General features: G+C 43.3%; 16 protein-coding genes and 1 tRNA gene. 7 read left to right on the top strand and 10 right to left on the bottom strand.

Annotation, left to right across the window (positions count from 1 at the left end):
* Positions 1-54 precede the first annotated feature (54 nt).
* The 3 genes from MSBRM_RS15335 to MSBRM_RS15325 all read left to right on the top strand — a co-directional run bounded on the left by MSBRM_RS15335 (position 55) and on the right by MSBRM_RS15325 (position 4,823).
* Complete coding sequence (locus MSBRM_RS15335) at positions 55-1,419, top strand: formylmethanofuran dehydrogenase subunit B (protein WP_048121634.1); 1,365 nt, start codon at positions 55-57, stop codon at positions 1,417-1,419.
* Between the two features lie 114 nt (positions 1,420-1,533).
* Entirely contained in the window at positions 1,534-3,621 is a 2,088-nt protein-coding gene (gene fdhF / locus MSBRM_RS15330; RefSeq protein ID WP_048123534.1) for a formate dehydrogenase subunit alpha, read from the top strand.
* Entirely contained in the window at positions 3,618-4,823 is a 1,206-nt protein-coding gene (locus MSBRM_RS15325; protein WP_080941582.1) for a Coenzyme F420 hydrogenase/dehydrogenase, beta subunit C-terminal domain, read from the top strand. The genes fdhF and MSBRM_RS15325 overlap by 4 nt, the downstream gene beginning before the upstream one ends.
* Positions 4,824-4,957: 134 nt before the next feature.
* Here MSBRM_RS15325 and MSBRM_RS15320 read toward each other — a convergent pair.
* The 9 genes from MSBRM_RS15320 to priS all read right to left on the bottom strand — a co-directional run bounded on the left by MSBRM_RS15320 (position 4,958) and on the right by priS (position 11,390).
* Positions 4,958-5,041: transfer RNA gene (locus MSBRM_RS15320), tRNA-Ser, on the bottom strand.
* Positions 5,042-5,166: 125 nt separating this feature from the next.
* Complete coding sequence (locus tag MSBRM_RS15315; protein WP_048121632.1) at positions 5,167-6,540, bottom strand: TIGR00375 family protein; 1,374 nt, start codon at positions 6,538-6,540, stop codon at positions 5,167-5,169.
* Between the two features lie 100 nt (positions 6,541-6,640).
* Complete coding sequence (locus tag MSBRM_RS15310) at positions 6,641-7,411, bottom strand: proteasome assembly chaperone family protein (RefSeq protein ID WP_048121630.1); 771 nt, start codon at positions 7,409-7,411, stop codon at positions 6,641-6,643.
* A gap of 9 nt (positions 7,412-7,420) precedes the next feature.
* Positions 7,421-7,576: an RNA-protein complex protein Nop10 gene (locus tag MSBRM_RS15305; protein ID WP_048121628.1), complete on the bottom strand. Its 156-nt coding sequence runs from the start codon at positions 7,574-7,576 to the stop codon at positions 7,421-7,423.
* Positions 7,577-7,582: 6 nt separating this feature from the next.
* Positions 7,583-8,389: a translation initiation factor IF-2 subunit alpha gene (locus MSBRM_RS15300; protein ID WP_048121627.1), complete on the bottom strand. Its 807-nt coding sequence runs from the start codon at positions 8,387-8,389 to the stop codon at positions 7,583-7,585.
* A gap of 72 nt (positions 8,390-8,461) precedes the next feature.
* A complete protein-coding gene (locus tag MSBRM_RS15295) occupies positions 8,462-8,650 on the bottom strand; it encodes a 30S ribosomal protein S27e (protein WP_011020692.1) in 189 nt (62 codons plus the stop codon).
* Between the two features lie 6 nt (positions 8,651-8,656).
* Positions 8,657-8,935, bottom strand: coding sequence for a 50S ribosomal protein L44e (locus MSBRM_RS15290; RefSeq protein ID WP_048121625.1), 279 nt, complete (start codon positions 8,933-8,935; stop codon positions 8,657-8,659).
* Between the two features lie 540 nt (positions 8,936-9,475).
* A complete protein-coding gene (locus MSBRM_RS15285; protein WP_048121623.1) occupies positions 9,476-10,180 on the bottom strand; it encodes a DNA replication complex subunit Gins51 in 705 nt (234 codons plus the stop codon).
* Entirely contained in the window at positions 10,146-11,390 is a 1,245-nt protein-coding gene (gene priS, locus MSBRM_RS15280) for a DNA primase catalytic subunit PriS (protein ID WP_048121621.1), read from the bottom strand. The genes MSBRM_RS15285 and priS overlap by 35 nt, the downstream gene beginning before the upstream one ends.
* Positions 11,391-12,393: 1,003 nt before the next feature.
* On the opposite strand from priS, the gene MSBRM_RS15275 reads away from it, so the two are divergent.
* Positions 12,394-13,197, top strand: a complete 804-nt coding sequence (locus MSBRM_RS15275) for a formylglycine-generating enzyme family protein (protein ID WP_176722092.1) — start codon at positions 12,394-12,396, stop codon at positions 13,195-13,197.
* A gap of 303 nt (positions 13,198-13,500) precedes the next feature.
* On the opposite strand, the gene MSBRM_RS15270 is transcribed toward MSBRM_RS15275, so the two are convergent.
* Positions 13,501-13,821, bottom strand: a complete 321-nt coding sequence (locus MSBRM_RS15270) for a hypothetical protein (RefSeq protein ID WP_048121618.1) — start codon at positions 13,819-13,821, stop codon at positions 13,501-13,503.
* 32 nt (positions 13,822-13,853) lie between these two features.
* Here MSBRM_RS15270 and MSBRM_RS15265 point away from each other — a divergent pair, with 32 nt between their 5' ends.
* The 3 genes from MSBRM_RS15265 (at position 13,854) to MSBRM_RS15255 (ending at position 17,755) form a co-directional block, all read left to right on the top strand.
* Positions 13,854-14,126 (top strand): caspase family protein, encoded by a 273-nt coding sequence (locus MSBRM_RS15265; RefSeq protein ID WP_048121616.1) that lies wholly within the window; start codon positions 13,854-13,856, stop codon positions 14,124-14,126.
* 186 nt (positions 14,127-14,312) lie between these two features.
* On the top strand, positions 14,313-16,706 hold the full coding sequence (gene rqcH, locus MSBRM_RS15260) for a ribosome rescue protein RqcH (RefSeq protein WP_048156209.1): 2,394 nt from the start codon (positions 14,313-14,315) through the stop codon (positions 16,704-16,706).
* A complete protein-coding gene (locus MSBRM_RS15255) occupies positions 16,703-17,755 on the top strand; it encodes an mRNA surveillance protein pelota (protein ID WP_048121613.1) in 1,053 nt (350 codons plus the stop codon). The genes rqcH and MSBRM_RS15255 overlap by 4 nt, the downstream gene beginning before the upstream one ends.
* Positions 17,756-18,314: the final 559 nt, after the last annotated feature.

Genomic DNA, 18,314 nt, shown 5'->3' with positions numbered 1-18,314 from the left:
TGAAAAGTGTACTGAATATACAATATCAAAATTTTATGTCGGAGAACAGTGAGTATGATCCACAAAAATATAGTCTGTCCTGTCTGTGGGGCTGCCTGCGACGATATCCAGGTTGAAATCAAGGGTGGAAAGATTGAAGCTAAAAATGTATGCAAGATGGGAATTTCCAGATTTAATGAGGTTACAAGTCCCCAAAGGTTTAAACAGCCTCTTCTAAAGTTCGGAGGAAAATTAAGGCCGGTTTCCTGGGACGGAGCCCTTCAAATAGCTGCAGACATCCTGTCTTCGGCTAAGCGTCCACTGATTTCCATAGGCAGCGAAACTTCCTGTGAAGCACATGAAGTGGGGCTTATGATAGGGGAATATCTGGGTGCAATTGTAGATACAACTGGCAATGGGGCCACAGTAATGGGAACTCAGGAAGCCGGAAAAGTCGGTGCAACTGAAGGGCAGAAGAAAAACAGGGCCGACCTTTTGGTTTACTGGGGAACAAATCCACTTGAATCCATGCCCAGGCAGATGTCCAGATATGGGGTTTTCCCAAGAGGTTACTGGACCAAACGCGGGCGTTTTGACAGGACAATCATTACTGTAGACCCAAGAAAAACTCTAACTGCTAAAGCTTCTGACCTGCATGTGCAGCTTAAACCGGACTCCGACTATGAGCTAATAAGCGCGCTCTTGACGCTTTTACATGGAAAAACTCCTCATCATTCCGTAGAGGAGATTACAGGAGTTCCGATTTCTGTTATGGAAGAGATGCTCGGTATAATGAAGAACTGCAATTTTGGGACTATCTCAGTAGGAGTTGGACTGTCTTCATCTCCTGGGAAGTACAGGAATATTGAAATTGCCATGAACTTTGTGAAAGAGCTGAACAATTATTCCAAATTTACCATTGGAGTTATCCGCAGTCGCTGCAACGCGGCAGGTTTTAGCCAGGTTGCTTCTTACATGTATGGGTATCCCTTTGGGCTTGACTTCATGCGTGGATATCCACGTTACAACCCTGGAGAATTCACAACCGTAGATTTGCTTCGAGAAAAAGACGTGGATGCAGCTTTTGTAATGTGTTCTGATCTTTTGAGTCAGATTCCCCCTGACTGTGCAGCTTACCTTTCAGAAATTCCTTTGATTTGCCTGGATACAATTCCCTGTCCAACTACGTCTATCTCAGATATTGTGCTTCCGGGAGTAGTTGACTCCATAGAGTGTGAAGGGACTTTCTACAGGCTTGATGATGTGCCTATTTACTTTGAACCGTTCCTTGATTCCCCATTTAAATTCACTCAGAGTAATGAAGATACCTTAAAACAGCTTTTTGAAAAAATAAAAGAAGGAAAAACTCAGACTGGTTTTCTCCAATCTGCATTTAAGCAAGAGGAATCAATGCCTGCAATTTTGCCTGGAGTACTATGAAGTCCGCAAGAAAGCAGATACGGGTATGTGAATTGTTTAGAAAAATATCAGCTTATCATTAATGAACCATCATTTTACCAGAACATACCAATGTATTCAGGAGAAAACGGAAACATGGAATTGAAATATGTGCACACGACTTGTCCTTACTGTGGGACAGGATGTGGGTTTAACATTGTGGTAAAAGATGGGAGAGCTGTAGGCATTGAGCCCTGGCACCGGGCTCCAGTTAATGCAGGAAAGCTCTGTCAAAAGGGCAGATACGCTTATGAGTTCATCCATAGCAAGGACAGACTTGTAAAGCCGCTGGTGAGGGAAAACGGGCAGCTTGTAGAGACAAGTTGGGAAGAAGCCCTGGCCCTTATAGCAGGGAGATTCATGACTTTTCTCCCTGAAGAAATTGTTTGCCTCTCTTCAGCAAGAACCTCGAACGAAGAAAACTACCTTATGCAGAAATTCGCCCGTGTTGTCCTTAAGACTTCTAACGTTGACCACTGCGCAAGGCTCTGTCATTCCTCTACAGTCGCTGGCCTTGCCGCAGTTTTCGGCTCGGGAGCCATGACGAATTCCATCTTGGACATTGAAGAGTCTAAATGCATTTTCATTATTGGCAGCAATACCCTCGAGCAGCACCCACTCATTGGAAGAAGAGTAATGCTTGCAAAAAAGAAGGGGGCTAAAATAGTCTGTGCAGACCCTCGTTGCACGCCCACGGCAAAACAGGCAGATCTACATCTTTCTATGTATTCAGGCACGGACGTTGCCCTCCTAAATGGACTCATGCACCATATTATAGAAAATGGCTGGGAAGATTCGGCATTTATCTCAAAAAGGACTAAAAATTATGAGGAAATGAAATCCGTGGTTATGCAGGAGATCTATTCCCTGCCCAACGTCTCAAAAATCACAGGGGTGCCAGAGGATGACTTAAAAACCGCAGCCGAGTGGATTGCCCAATCAAAACCATCGGCTCTCATTTATTCAATGGGTATCACCCAACATACGGTGGGAGTTGACAACGTGAGGTCCACGGCAAACTTGATGCTTCTAACCGGAAACCTCGGAGTTCCAGGTGGAGGTGTCAACCCACTGCGAGGGCAAAATAATGTACAGGGAGCATGTGACATGGGCTGCTTGCCGGATGTATATCCTGGCTACCAGAAGGTTGCAGATCCGAAAAACCACAGGAAAATGGAATCTATCTGGGGGGTGAGCGGACTTCCGAAAGCCCCTGGGCTTACGGTTACGGAGCTGATGGAACAGCTTGCAGAAGGAACATCGACTGTGAAGTGCATGTATGTTATGGGAGAAAATTTCATGCTCTCGGACCCGGATCTAAACAAGGTGAGAAAAGCCATGAAGCAACTGGACTTTCTGGTCGTGCAGGATATTTTCCTGAGCGAGACTGCAAATCTTGCTGATGTTGTCTTGCCTGCGGCTTGTTATGCAGAAAAGAACGGGACCCAGACCAATACTGAACGTCGAGTGCAGCGGATCAGGAAAGCTGTAGACCCTCCGGGAGATGCTAAGGCAGACTGGCGCATCATTTGCGAACTTGCCGGGTGTATGGGGTACGGGCCTCAATTTTCCTACATGAACGAAGCAGAGATTTTTGAGGAAATCTCAAAGGTTACCCCTCAGTATGGAGGCATGAGCTATGAGCGCCTTGAAAAACCTGACTCTCTTCAGTGGCCCTGCCCGGATAAAACTCATCCAGGAACTCCAATCCTGCATACCGAAAAATTTTCCACCTCTGATGGGCTGGCGGAGTTTTCTGGTATTGAATGGAAGCCCCCAGCCGAAGTCCCGGATGTGGAATATCCTTTCATTCTTACTACAGGAAGAAACATCTGGCACTGGCATACAGGGACTATGACTCGCAGGTCGAAAACCCTTGCTTCCGAAGTCAGAACTGGCTGGGTGGAGCTTAATCCTAAAGATGCAAAAAAGTTGGGAATCCGCAACCGAGAAAAAGTCCGCGTACTTTCCCGGAGAGGGAAGATCGAAATCCCTTCAATGGTCACAGAAGACATAAAACCCGGGGTTGTCTTCATACCTTTTCATTTTAAGGAATGTGCAGCCAACCTGCTGACTAACGGGGCTCTCGACCCCGTGGCAAAGATTCCGGAGTACAAGGCGTGTGCGGTAAAAATTGAGAAAATAGAACCTCAAGAAAGTAAACTTTTGGAGGGACAGCTTTGAAACCGTCAGAAGGAGACATGTTTTATGTCCAGGCTTGTGACCAGAAATTACTGGAAAAAGGTGAGTCAGGCGGTGCGGTTTCAGCTCTATTGAAATTTGCACTGGAAAGCGGAAGTGTGGATGCGGTGCTCGGGGTCAGGAAAGGAGCCGACATCTATGATGCTGTACCTGTGCTGATTACGGACCCGGCAGAAATTTCGGAAATTTCGGGTTCCCTGCATTTCGGGACCCTTCTTCTGTCCAGGCTTTTCAGCAAGTACCTGGAAAAGGCAGAGAACCTGAAAATTGCAGTCGCCCTGAAAGGATGCGATGTCATGGGTCTTTATGAGCTTGCAAAGCGGGGAGAAGTCAGGCTGGAAAATGTCCTCATGCTTGGGCTAAACTGCGGAGGCTCAATAAGTCCGGAAATGGCAAGGAAGATGATTGTAGAAACGTTTGCAGTTAACCCTGACTTGGTTAAAAAGGAAAGGATTGCTAAGGGGAAGTTTATCGTTGAAACTCCTGAAGAGGAGTTTTCTATACCCATAGACAAATTGGAAGAGGCAAACTTTGGAAGAAGAAGTAACTGCAGGCGCTGCAAACTGAAAATTCCAAGGCAGGCTGATCTTGCCTGTGGAGAATGGGGCGTTATGGGTATGGAAGCAACCTTTGTTGAGGTATGCAGCGCAAAAGGCGCAGAACTACTTAAACAGGCAAAAACTGCAGGCGTGGTTGAAACTTTTCCCCCTGTCCCAAAAGGTGTGGAGATTCGGGGGAAAATCGAAAAGTCGATGCTGAAGCTGGCCGAGGGCTGGAGAGAAAAAGATTTTCAGTCGTTAGGGGAAGGAAAAACCCGCCTGAAACAGCTTGTGGATGAGACTTCACGTTGCATCAAGTGCTATACCTGCATTGAAGTATGTCCTGCCCTGTCCGGAACAAAAGTATCAGACTTTACTATCACCCCTGGAAAGGTTCCTCCATCCTTTGCCTTTCATGCACTACGCTATTCTCTTGTTGCAGATTCCTGTATCAACTGCGGACAATGCGAAGAACTCTGTCCAATGGATATCCCAAATGCCCTTTTTATGCATTCCTTTGCTGTGGAATTTCAGGAACTCTACGGCTATCAGGCAGGGCAGGACCTCTCCGTCCCGAATATCTCACCATTGGAAATTTTCCGTCAGAAAGAAAGCAGGAAAAAATCAGGTTGTAAAAAAAATTGAGGCACATAAAGTAGAAATAAGAGTGAGTTAAATATTGAAAAATATCAACTGATTGGTGGTGGGCCATAGGAAAAGAGAAAAGTCATTGTTTAAGCTCAAGTAATCTTTTTTTGAGCTTTTAACTCAAAGATTAGCGCCCAGGGCAGGATTTGAACCTGCGCTCTCCCAAAGAAGAAACGGTTTTCGAGACCGTCGCCTTACCACTAGACTACCTGGGCATTTTGTTTTAAAGTGAGAACAATTTCCGGGCGCTACCCTACGTTTTTAATGCAACGTGTTTCAGATGCAGGGATAGTGAATATACTTTCTTTCTTATATATCTTATTATTCTCGAACCTGTTTCTTAAAAATCGAAAAGTGAACTCTGGCCTGCATCATCCGGTTCCGTATTATTCGGTTCTTGATTACCTGGCTTTTCTTTTTCGGTTTCGCCGGGTTTTTTCCGGAGATTTTTCGCCCTATTTTTTTCGGGTTTGCTTGCTTTCGTGGGATTTATCTCCTCAAGATCTGCAAATGAAAGCTGTCCTGTTTGCCGGATTTCTTCATTTTTCAGGTTTTCAGGCAGCTCAAGCCAGCCATACTGGCCTCCTCCACCGGGATGGATTATGACATTGCCTTTCCTGAAAGCCAGGATCGCATTTACTATCCTGTCATCACCCACGACCTTCAGGTCTTCAGGCTCGGAGTAAATAAGAGCTTTGACTTCGTTTCCGAAGCGTTCTATAAGTTTGTTCCAGGCCGTTTGTACACCTTTTGTCTGAACGCTTGCATGGCCGAGAGCCATCTGGATAATTTCCGCAAGGGGAATGAGATGAAGGTAAGGAGGGCGGTATTCAGGATGTTTCGGCTCTTTAAAGTCTGCGAGTTCATTCACGCGGTCGAAAACCCCTTTCTTTATGACGCCTCCGCAGACCGGGCAGCGCCATTTATTCTCAACGGCTTCAGACAGCGGATACTGAGTAAAACACTTAATGCAGGCTGACCGATTGTATTTTCCCTCTTCGGGAAAGAACCCTACATTCAGGGTAGCTTTATACCCCTGTTCCCTGAGTATGGCTTTTTTCAAGCCATCAAAGGTCAGCTCAGGCACATCAAACTGCGTAAACTCCCTTGCCAGTTTATTGGTATAAGGGGAGTGGGCATCGGAGTTCGAAAGAAAAGTAAGGCGGTGAAGGTCCTGGATCCGGTCTGCATAGTCACTGTCTGCACTCAGACCAAGCTCCAGAAAAGAAATATAATCTGTCATATCCCCGTAGCAACTTTTCAGGCTGTCATGGTAGCCATAAAGTGCAGTCCAGGGGGTAAATGCATGGCAGGGGCCAATAAGGGCTCCAACGTCTTTTGCAATTTCTGCAAGTTCAGTGCCATTCAACCTGACACTGGGACGGCCGTCGGCTTCAAGGTTGCCGAAAGGAGCAATGCGCTCGGCCAATTCTTCAGCCTTTGAAACCGAAGGTAAAATCAGAAGATGGTGTACACGGTTTCGGTCTTCTATCTCGGTAGTTGGGATAAAATAAATCTCATCTATGCGGATTTCTTCATCTGAAACAGATACTCTTTTGATCTCTTCTAGCCACTTCGGATGAGTACAGTCTGCAGTACCGATTAATTCCATCCCTTTTTTTGAAGCCTCCCTGGCAATTGTCGGCAGTTCCATTCTTCTGGAAGATGCCATGGAGTACTTTGAATGGAGATGGAGGTCTGTATTGACTTTCATTTCCTTCCCTTTACCGGAAAATCCAACTTTTGGTGTTCACTTTAATTAGATAGCCTTAGCTAAATTCATACTTAATTCTCTGGTCATTTCTAAGACCACATCATCCTATATAGCGCAGGTCTTCTTCGGTAGGTTTGGCTTCCTGGATTGTCTGTTGTTCTTCTTTTTCCTTTAGCTTCTCAAGAATGCTTTCCATTTCCTCGGCCTTTTTCTCAAGAGACTCCATGTTTACTTCAATTCCGAACATTTTACAGAGCACTTTTAGAAGAGACTGGGCGCTTTTAGGGTCCATTAAATATCCTGGGGTCATACCCATAAGGCAGGCAGCATCAATGCCTCGCATCTTACTGAAAGCTACAAGCAGGCCAGAAGCTCCAACTATACCGCCGCTGGGTTCGGATTCTCTGAACTCTACCCCATACTCTTTGATTTCTTCGATCAGTTTCGTGTCATTTGCGACCCCAAGGACTGTATCTTCATAGGTCAGTTTGCCTGTGGGATACCCTCCGAGAGTGTAAATCCTCTTCACTCCAAACTCTTCTGCAATGTCAAGATAAAGCGAACAGAGTTCATAATGTCCCTGTGAAGTTGTACTCTGATGATCTCCTACAAGGAAAAGGATGTCATTTTCTTTTGCTTTTGCGTAGTATATAGTGTTGCTTACCGGACGGACTGTACAGTCTTTATTGACCAGTACCTGAGGTGGAAAATGCGGAGAATAAACTTCTATTACTTTTTCAGCCCCAAGTTCGTCTACCAGATGCTCTGCCACTAGCTTACCTACGAGTCCTACTCCTGGAAGTCCCACTACAAGGATTGGGTTTTTAAGTTCAAGGTTTCCTTTCAGGCGGACAAGTGTACTTTGTTGCATAACAATTCCTTATCCTTTCTTTGCCATTCTACGGTACCTGCCATAAGGGTCCTGAGGAGAAAAGCGAGCCGGATTTGGGGAGAAAGCTTTTTCCCCACAGACCGGACAAATTTCCCTTAAAGTGTACCTGCCGCAATTTTTGCATTTGCGGATCTTTTGTCCCAAAGGGTATCACGCCTTTGCCGATTCGATATGCCGCTTGAAAGTCCCATGTCCGCCAAGTTTGGCAATGGTATCGACTGCTATCTGGGCAGATTTTTTAAGGACTGATTCAGCTTTCTTGTAATCCGGGGCAATTACCTTGATTCGATATCTTGGAGCCCCTGTGTAACTTATTTCGAGCCTTATGTCTTTTCCATCAACGTCATCGACAGAATTTGCAGCACTCAGGGCTTGCTTTATAACTTCTACACCGTTTGGAAGGGTACAGGTCAGATCCACATAGCCTGCAATGTCTACAAAAGGCAGTTTGATGTTTTCCCCTGCTATCTTGATTATACTCTTTAAATATTTCTTATTAACTTTGACTCCTTTGAAGGCTTTCTCTCCTTCGATGGCAGCTTCTTCAAAGGCTAAATATGCACTTCCGAACTCTTCTACGAGTTTTTCGTGCAAAGCTTGCAGGGTATCCTCATCGGTATTTGTCTCTTCAGCCACGAACTGGAGCCACTTGGCGGCTTTTTGCTCATTTTTCCATTCCTGGATTTTAGCGCGCCTTTGGTGCTCGTTTACATCTTTCAATGAAAGGTCGATGTGGCCGCGGGAAGGGTCCACGTTAAGAACCTTGCAGACTATCTTCTGCCCTTCCCTTACGTAGTCCCTGACGTACTTGACCCAGCCTGCTTTTATTTCGGAGATATGGATAAAACCTTCTCTCCCTCCGAACTCCTCAAGCTCGACATAGGCTCCGAAATCCGTCACATTCTTTACAGTACAAACAACAAATTCTCCGACTTCGGGCCAGTTATCGTTTCCCATTCGCACCACTTCTCAAGTTTTATCTTTTTATTACCTGTTACTCAATGCTATAAAGTGCTTTTACCTGTTCGCTTATTCAAGCACTTCCAGAATATGAGTAGTGATTGTCGATTTTCCACCGGTTGGTTCGGCAAGGGTTCTTCCACAGACTACGCAGGTGATTTTACGGCTTGCACTCCCGAATATAATCTGTTCATTTTCGCAGTCGTTGCACTTTACGCGCAGGAACCTGCTTTTTGGCCTCTGGGTATAATCTACCATCTTATCTTACTCCTTGAACTCAAACTTCTTTGCCCTGAAACATGGTTTCTGGTAGGCTTTCTTACATACTGTGCAGCGGTATCTAAGCCAGATGCGTTTTGTGGGCTTGTCGCCACCGGGCACCTTGGAGAATTTCCCACTGTTTCCTATGCCCTGCTGTCTATTCTTCTGTCTTGCAATGCGAGTCATAGATGAAGCCTGACCCTTTCTGACCCTTTCAACCGTCATTTCCTGATGGGTTTTACAGTAAGGGCAGTAACTCCTGAACTTCTTTGGAATTTTCATTCTCTACACCTTTTTAATGATTATTGGTATGCAGCTTGTCTTCTCCGGCTTTCGCGGAAAGACACTATAGTAATACATATGGAAAGTAATACATATGGAAATTATACGTATGGCGTTTACGTACGGCATTTAGATCCTGGGAAGATCTTATTTGGGAAGCCTTTGATTAGATGAACTTGATATTTTTCAAACCTCTTTCGGTCTCGATATCACGATTAGAAACCTTCTATCAAGGCGAGGTCAAAAGCATTTACAAGGTTAAGGTACTACTAGTTTTTGCTCAAGCTTTTTCTTAAAAAGCCTGGTGCTATAAGGTTAAGCTATTATTAGTTTTTGCTCAAGCTTTTTTAAAAAGCTTGGTGCTAACAAGGTTAAGGTACACAAATATAGCTACACATATAAATACTCATACTATTACCTGATAGGCTTTCCGGCCTTCATGGCTTAACTCCGAATCTCCAACACTTCAAACTGCCTGCCGCCTCTTTTCTCAAGCTAAAACAAGCTGTAAATCTCAGGAAATTAATTTTTTCCAGGAAATCAGTCTTTTCCCGAGTCTTCCTGTCCAACAATCAGTTTAGCTGCATTGCGCTTTATCAGCCCTGTGGCATTGAGCTGCGGCAAAACAACGACTTCTTCGGCACTGACAGTATAATTTCGGCCATCTGCGCCTGTAAAGGTAGGCAGATCCTTCAGTATTCGGACAACAACGTATTCCTCATTTATATTGTTTTTGTCTGGAATTGCCCCTGTTTCCCCTCTGGCTGCAATAACAGGAGTCCTCATTTTTGCTTCTGTTCCCCCCTTGAAACCGGCAGAGAATTGTCTTTCCATGATTTCAGGCCAGACTGCAGTATTCTCGGAACCAGGGTACAGAATAGGACCTAAAAGTTCGATTTTTGCGGCTTTAATTCCTTGCAGTACGAGATCATAAAGCCTCTTTTCTACAGGAAGTAATTTTTCGATGTCTTTTGAAATCGGTTTATTCGCATTAGACTGGGTTGTTGCCCTGATTATAACTTTTCCTATCCTTTTCATGAAGATAGTTTCAAGGTCCGAAAGTGCTCTTTCATGCTCATCTTGAAGCATTTTGAACTCCGGAGAACGGGAATTGCCGATTTTTTCAATCTCTTCTTCGAGTTTCCGGACATATTTCTCAGCCTCCAGGTAAAAATCAGCTGGAATTGTCTTTATTGTCTGTTTTTCTTCCTTATACAGGACCTGGCTGATTTCTTCTATGTCCATACTCAGCAACACCTCTACAAATTAAGTACACTGCCGCATACTCAGGAACTTCCTGTATGCCCTCTTCTACTTTTAAGTCCTTACCCTTTAACTGCACCGAAAAAGGTTTTAAAACTGTTATTTTTACCGGCCTTTCGCCAAAGACAACAGCATCGGTAAGTGGGTCGAACTTCTCTAACTCGGACAAGGAAAGTTTCTTTACCAGCATACCTGACCCACCATGCAATGAGCCAGGCACCCGGATCAAACGTTTGATGTCTGCAGTCACGGGTTCGTCAACACTGGCTCCAAATCTGTGCAGGAAATCTTCAACAGACTCTCTCATAAAATAGGCAGCAATATCTTTAAAGTTTCTGACGTCAAAGTCAAGCCTTCCTTTCTCAAGGATATCCTTTAAACCATTTTCACTATTTGTAAGACTAATCAGTTTTTTTACTGTAGTATCCCCGACTTTCTCATACCTGCGAAGTTCGGAAAACATATCTTTTTTGTACCTCTTTTCGCATTCGTTTTTCATATAATCCGTAAGATAAAGCGCAATCCTTCTTCCCCAGCCTGAATCATGTCCCACAAGTGTGCATTTCATAGGCACGTTTTTCATTCCTTTAAATGTCTTTGAGCCGGTTCCGAATTCCCCATCCATGGGAACTTCCTTGAAAAAATATTTGAAATCAAGGTCTCTTCCGCTGAGATAATTTACGATTTCCCTTCTTTCAGCACTTCCAAGCTTCAGGACTTTTGGGCTTCTGACATGGAAATGATACCCTCTTCCTCCGGAGAATACCAGCTCAATTTCCTTCTCCGAAAACCCGAAATCATCTAAAAGGAAATCCATGAGCTTGAAAGTTTCCTTCTTTACAAGCTCCAGCATATCTGCGTAGTTTCTCGGGGCATCTGGAAGGTGGTCTGCATCAAGGTCGAAAATCAATTCTGCCCCTAGCCAGTTCTTCTCATTCATTTTCCGCGCATCAGGATATTCGTAATACGCAGTTGAATTGTAAACATGTGCAGGAGCCATGCCGTAAAGATAGTCAAGAACTTCTCCGGGTGAGCCGAAGGCCTTGTGTCTGTGCATCATCTTTTCAGGCATATTGTCAAAGAAGATGAAAGCCCATTCTCTGTTAGGCAGGTGGTCAGGAAGGCCTATTTTGGCATTTTTGTAATAGTTCTGGAAGCGAGTTTTCAAAAAGCGGGCGGTTCGATTATCCATAATTTCAGGGCTTCTGGTTTTGGATCTTAATTTAGGAGTTCTGATCAGGATTGCGGTTTAGAAATTCCGATCAGGGTATAGTTTATGGATTCTGATCAGGTATGGTTTACTATTTTAATCGGGTTTTGTTCAGTGATTTCGATCAGGGATTTTTATTAAATTCTTGGTTTGGGGTTTTTAACTTGGATGGATATAGGACTTAGCAGTTGAATTGAAAAATCAACAGTATCGGATCGCTAACTGTCTTAAACTTAACTTATATGCACAGTCTTTAACGCACTTGATTTTACTCCTCCACTGCATAAGTCCTAAACTGATTTAGTTAAGAGGATCTGGCTGGTTTTTTCTATGATAGATCAATCTCATATTTTACTTTTGGTTATATGAGTTTTTTTAAAAACGTTTAGCAGTCAATTTAAGTTTAGATAATTCTCTTTATTATGGCAGATACATAAAGACTCTTGATCCATGTATTTTGTGGCAGTAATGTTTAATCTCCTAGAACAACAATATGCAACGATATTATAACGAGTTCTAGTGCATCGATTCCAAATTATAAAAAATAAAACTGGACTTTGAAATCAACACTGTAATGAGTTTCTCATAAAAAACCATGGATGGACATGGATAAACACGAATTGAAACCACGCGAATTGAAACCATCTGTTTATCTGTGTTTATTTGTGTTTATCCATGATTTATTGAGGATATATGGACTTGCAGTACTAAAATCTAACAAATTAGAGCTAAAACCAATAATGAACTTGATAAGCTGAATATAAAAATCGATATGTATAAATTAAAATTCTAAATTGACAAATATGAATTGAATTATATTCTGGAAAATTGTAACGAAAAATGAAAATTGACAAATAAAAATTTAAAAACGAAAAGAAATAAGAATTAAAAGTGAAAATAGACAAACAATATTCGAAAATAGGAACTTCTAAGTTAAAAATTGACAACTCAATAGGTATTCTTATGGAGTGGGGTTTTGGGAATTATGAATATTAAGACTTACATTAATACAATTCGATACTACCTGAAAACTGAGGAAACTGAAGAGTCGTCTATTCTTGTACTGGCTGATAATCCGGATGATACTGAAACCTTTATCAGTCCTTTTACAGGTATACAATTTGCACTGATCCCGGCCGGTGAATTCGAGATGGGTTCACCTTTAGAAGAGAAAGACAGATCAGATTTCGAGTCTCCGGTTCATAAAGTAAAAATTAATAACTCTTTTTATCTGGGTAAATCCGCTGTCACGCAAAAACAGTGGAAAAAGATAATGGGCAACAATCATTCATACTGCAAGGGTGAAGACCATCCTGTTGAGATGATTTCCTGGAACGAAGCTCAGGAGTTTATCATAAAGCTGAATGAAATGGAAGGAACTGACAAATACCGCTTACCTTCAGAAGCCGAATGGGAATACGCCTGCCGCGCCGACACACAAACAAGGTGTTTCTTTGGTGAAGACGAGTCAATACTTGATGAATACGTCTGGCATGCTGGAAATTCAGGCGATAAGACTCATGTTATTGGCTGCAAGAAACCAAATCCCTGGGGACTTTATGATATTAACGGGAATGTCTGGGAATGGGTACAGGATAATTGGCACGATAATTATAATGGTGCTCCTTCGGATGGGAGCGCGTGGGAAGATGACAGTAGCCCTGATCGGGTTTCTCGTGGGTGCAGCTGGCTCTGCGAGACAGGTCTCTGCCGTTCAGCTGGCCGCTTCAAACGCAAAACTGAGAGTCGGCTTGCCAATCTCGGGTTCCGTCTGTTGAGGGAACTATAACTTTCTTTTTCAAGGAAACTATGACTTTCTTTTCAAGGGAACTATAATTTTCTTCTTTTTTACAATTAGTACTTAAACTTCAAATTATCTAAAAAATTTTCAAAGAAATCTCACTTTTTTCAAGCTTGTATTTCTTACTGAACAAAAATCTTAAATCATATATTCCTTAAAGGAAATATCAGTTTTAGATTGTTGAATAGCTGGTGGTAGAATACAGCAAGTTCTTGATACGTCTAATTTCTCTATCGTACTCACGTCTGAAGACGTTGAAACTTTTTCTGAGTATTGGCAGGAGCAGTGCTGTCAGCTATATAGTTCAATTTGCACGAATATACCTGATGGCTGGATAGAACCTTTAAAAGCCGATTGTTCTGAAGGGGATAAAGCTGATCTGACAACCATTTTCAGTACACTTGCAGTTTTCGGCATAACTGGTAAGGTCTTTGCAGAGATAATCCTTGAAGCAATGAAAACCTGGCTAGAGTACAGGCCAACTGCCGAAATTGAACTAAAATGCCCTGATGGAAGCGCGATTAAGATTTCAAAATTGCCCCTCACAAAATTATCCCAATTTTTTGAAGAAAACCCGCAGCTATCAGTCTTTGAAGGTCTGAGTTGTTTCATGAACTCCAATAAATAAATTATGCGTTAGCGTCATGACTGGCAAAAGAGTCGGGTTTGTTATTGGAAACAATTATCCAAATTCCAATAAAGAATTGAGATTTGCAGTAGCTGATGTTCTCGCAATGAAGGAGGTTCTTCTGAATAAAGATATTTGTGGGTTTGATGAAGTTGAAGAATCAATAGATGATACCTTTGTAGACGCAAGGATTAAAATTGAAAAAATACTGAAAAATGCAAACCTTGACGGATACTACCCTGGGGGTGGTAACTTCGGTTTGGATTTTCGCCTTTTGAGAAAATTGTAATCTTCTTTCCTTTTACTCCTTTACAACTTATGTCCAAACTATTACCATTTGATTCGTAAGGTGGATCATCGAAGGCTCGAAGTGTGCGAAGCCGCCGAGCCTGAGTGCTGAGCCGCTTCACTTTTATCTAATTTCACTAAATTCTTCAGTAATGCTTATACCAAAAGCCTCTATTATATCCACTTCATGAAGCAGGATATGTCAAGTGCCGACGTTGCTGCAGTTGTTGCCGAGCTGTCAGCAGGTCCAAAATCCATTATTGATGCGAAGATCGGGAAGATCTATCAGCCCACGAACGAGGAGATTCGCATCAACCTTTACGTTTTTCACCAGGGCAGGGACAACCTGGTTATTGAGGCCGGGAAGCGTATTCATCTAAGCAAATACCTCAGGGCAAGCCCGACGCTTCCCCAGGCTTTTCCAATGCTGCTTAGAAAATACCTGATGGGAGGCAGGATTGTATATGTGGAGCAGCACGACTTTGACAGGATCGTGAAAATTGGGGTTGAGAGAGCTGGAGTCCACAGTAATCTTATTGTGGAGCTTTTCGCCCCTGGGAATATACTTATTGTCGATTCGGAAAACAGGATTATTCTGCCTATGAATCCTGTAACAATGAAGGATAGGCGGCTTCGGAGTGGAGAAATTTACGAACTGCCTGAGGCACAGATAAGTCCTCTCAAGGTAAAGGATTCTGACCTTCTAAAGGAGTTTTCCAGATCTACGTCTGATATCGTCAGGACGGTTGCCACAAGGTTCAATCTGGGAGGAGTTCTGGCAGAAGAAGTCTGTGCCAGGGCAGGAATTGATAAATCAAAGCCTTCAAAGGAGGCAACTGAAGAAGACGCCTCCATGATCTGTAATGCAATGCACGATCTCTTTTCTCCGCTTTTGAGGATAGGAGCCGGAGATAAAGGCCACACAGAAGCTGAAACTGAAACTGAACTTAAATCCGATATCGAGTCTAAGCCAGAAACCGAACTTAAACCCAAAACCGAACTTAAACCCGAAACCGAACTTAAACTCGAAGCCGGGGTTGAAGGTGAGGCTCCTAAGCTCAGGCCTCAGCATGTGAAAAAGGAAATCAACGGAAAGCTGGAAACTTTCGACGTACTTCCTTTTGACCTTATTCGCTATTCAGGATTTGAAAAAGAGTATTTTGATTCTTTTAACACGGCACTTGATGAATTTTTTGGGAAAAAGGCACTTGAACAGATCGAAGAGGTAAAAGCAGCTCAGAAAAAGGAAAAAGCACTTGGCGTTTATGAACGGCGGCTTCTTCAACAGGAAGGGAGCATTAAAAAGTTCGAAAAAGAAATCGAGAAAAATAATACTCTTGCTGAGACAGTCTATGCAAACTACCAGGGTATCGAAGAGCTTCTTTCCGTGCTCAACAGCGCAAGGTCAAAGGGGTATTCCTGGGACGAGATCCGCTCAATTCTGAAGCAGGCTAAAAAGACCGTGCCTGCTGCGCAAAAGATTACAAATATTGACCCCCGGGCAGGAACTGTAACTGTAAACCTGGACGGGAAGAGTATTAACATTGACATCCGTAAGACAGTGCCGCAGAATGCTCAGGAGTATTATGAAAAGGTCAAGAAATTTAGCAAAAAAAGAGATGGAGCTCTCAAAGCTATCGAAGATACCAGGAAGGCTATGGAGAAAAAATCCGTGGCAAAGGCTGCAAAGGCAGGAAGAAAGCTTCATGCGTCCCGGAAAAAACACTGGTATGACAGGTTCAGGTGGTTTGTATCCTCGGATGGCTTCTTTGTTGTGGGAGGCAGGGATGCAGACACCAACGAAGATATTTTTAAGAAATACCTGGAAAAGAGAGACCTTGTTTTCCATACCCAAACTCCGGGAGCTCCTCTCACAGTTATCAAGACTGGCGGAGAAGAGGTTCCAGAATCTACCTTGCAGGAAGCGGCACAGTTTGCTGTTTCTTATTCCAGCCTCTGGAAGGCAGGGCATTTCAGTGGGGACTGCTACTGGGTCAAAGCCGAGCAGGTCAGCAAAACTCCAGAATCAGGAGAATATGTGAAAAAAGGAGCTTTTATCATCCGCGGGGAACGCAATTACTTTAAGGATATTCCTCTCGGCATTGCAGTCGGGCTTGAGCTCAAAGGCGAGACGAGAGTTATAGGCGGGCCTGTTTCTGCTGTCCGGAAACATGGGGATTATATCCTCGAAGTCGTCCCCGGGGCTTTTAATCAGAATGACATCTCTAAAAAGATCTACAGGATTTATGCCGACGAACTCAATGATCCCCGCTTTGTAAAGCAGATTGCCTCTCCTGACCAGATCGCTATGATGGTCCCACCCGGAGAATCGGACTTAAAGAGCCAGAAGCCGAAAAGGAAGGGAGAAAGGATTGAGGGTGAGGGCGAGGAACATGAGGATCCGGAAGTCGAGAACGAACCTGAAGATAACGAAGAAGAAATTGATAAGGAATTCGGACAAAACTTCGAAAAGGGAACTGAAGAAGAATTCAAGGAAAAACTCGCTGGAGAAATCTCAGAAATGAATGCCAGGAACGGAACTGAAGAGGAAATTGAAATGCATGGAGGGAAAAATGCATGAGAGTTACAAATCGCTCTCTTAAGGGACGGGAAGGCGAAATTTCAGTAACAGCCGAAACCCTTGATGACCTCTGGCACCTCAAATATATAATCGAAAAAGGGGACCTGGTTTTTTCGGTTACCAAAAGGAAAGCCGATTCGGCAAGTGACAAAATCCGCCCTGAAAAGGTTGAGAAGGTAAAGGTCAGGCTTGGAATCAGGATTGACGATATCGAGTTTCACAAATTTGCTAATCGACTGCGGTTACATGGAATGATAGAGCATGGGATGGATGCGGGCTCTTATCATACTCTCAATATCGAGATCGGAACCAATCTTTCGATTGTCAAGGAACGCTGGAAGAACGACCAGCTCCAGCGGATCAAGGATGCTGAAGAAGCCTCAAAGCGCCCGAAAGTTGTTATGGTAGCAATAGAAGAAGGCGATGCCGATATTGGCTTTGTGCATCACTACGGGATAGAGATCTATTCTCATATCCGGCAGTCTTCGGGAAAGCGAGAGACTGGCTTGAGAAATGAGTTTTTCAGGGAGGTTGTAGAACAGCTCAGGCATGCCGTTCCTGAGGAAGCGTCCATAGTTATTGCCGGACCCGGGTTTACTAAAGAGGATTTCATTAAATATTTCCAGGAAACCGAACCGGCTATGGCTTCAAAAGCCCTTATCGAAGATACCTCCATGATAGGAATGTCCGGCTTTCAGGAAGTTCTACGCAGAGGTGCAGTTGACCGCATTATGCAGGAATCCCGTATAGCTCGCGAATCCGCCCTTATGGAAGACCTGATCCGTGAGATCTCAATGAACGGCAAAGCTGCCTATGGCCTTGCCGATGTTAAGAATGCTCTAAATTTCGGGGCTGTCGAAACCTTGCTTGTTGCCGATGAAACCCTCCGGGAAGGACGGGAAAGAGGAGCGGATATCGATAAACTCCTCAGGGAAGTCGAACAAGCTCAGGGGAAGGTTGTTGTTTTCAGCACGGCCTTTGAGCCCGGAGAAAAGCTTCATAAATTGGGAGGAATCGCAGCTTTGCTCCGTTTTAAGGTTAGAGGCTGATTTTCGGCCAATCTTTTTTTTAACTGGGTTGCCGCCCTGCTCTGTTTTAAGGTGAGAAGCTGATCTAATCAGACGAACTACAGACGAATTATCTAATTTTCATTATTACATTATTTCTTACTCAGTGCTCTTATTGGTTCTATCAATCCGATGAGGGCGACAAAATTTTTCCAACTATGGTTGAACCCACAAAATATCTAGCTTTCATAGGCTTAATAAAACTTTAAATACATAATTATTTATATCTATTATAGGAAACAGGATTCCGTTTTCCTTTACTGATAATTAAATCAGTCCAGAGTAGAGGAAAATCAATTGATGAATAGAACGGCAGAGATAAAGCTTTCAAAACAAATTTTGCACGGGTTTTTGTTTGAGAGTTTCATCTTTTAATTTCTAACAAAATTTGAGGAAAATTTGAGGAAAATTTGAGGAAAATTTGAGGAAAATTCAAAGAGTATTCATACGAAGCCAATCTCAGAGTTCATTCCAAAACCAGATTTTTTTCTTAAGAATAAAGTAAAATATTTTTTATTTTGAACTATTTAAAATATAACTT

Origin of the sequence: Methanosarcina barkeri MS (genome assembly GCF_000970025.1) — an archaeon.
GTDB classification, from domain to species: domain Archaea; phylum Halobacteriota; class Methanosarcinia; order Methanosarcinales; family Methanosarcinaceae; genus Methanosarcina; species Methanosarcina barkeri.
This window is presented reverse-complemented; position numbering and strand designations above follow the sequence as displayed.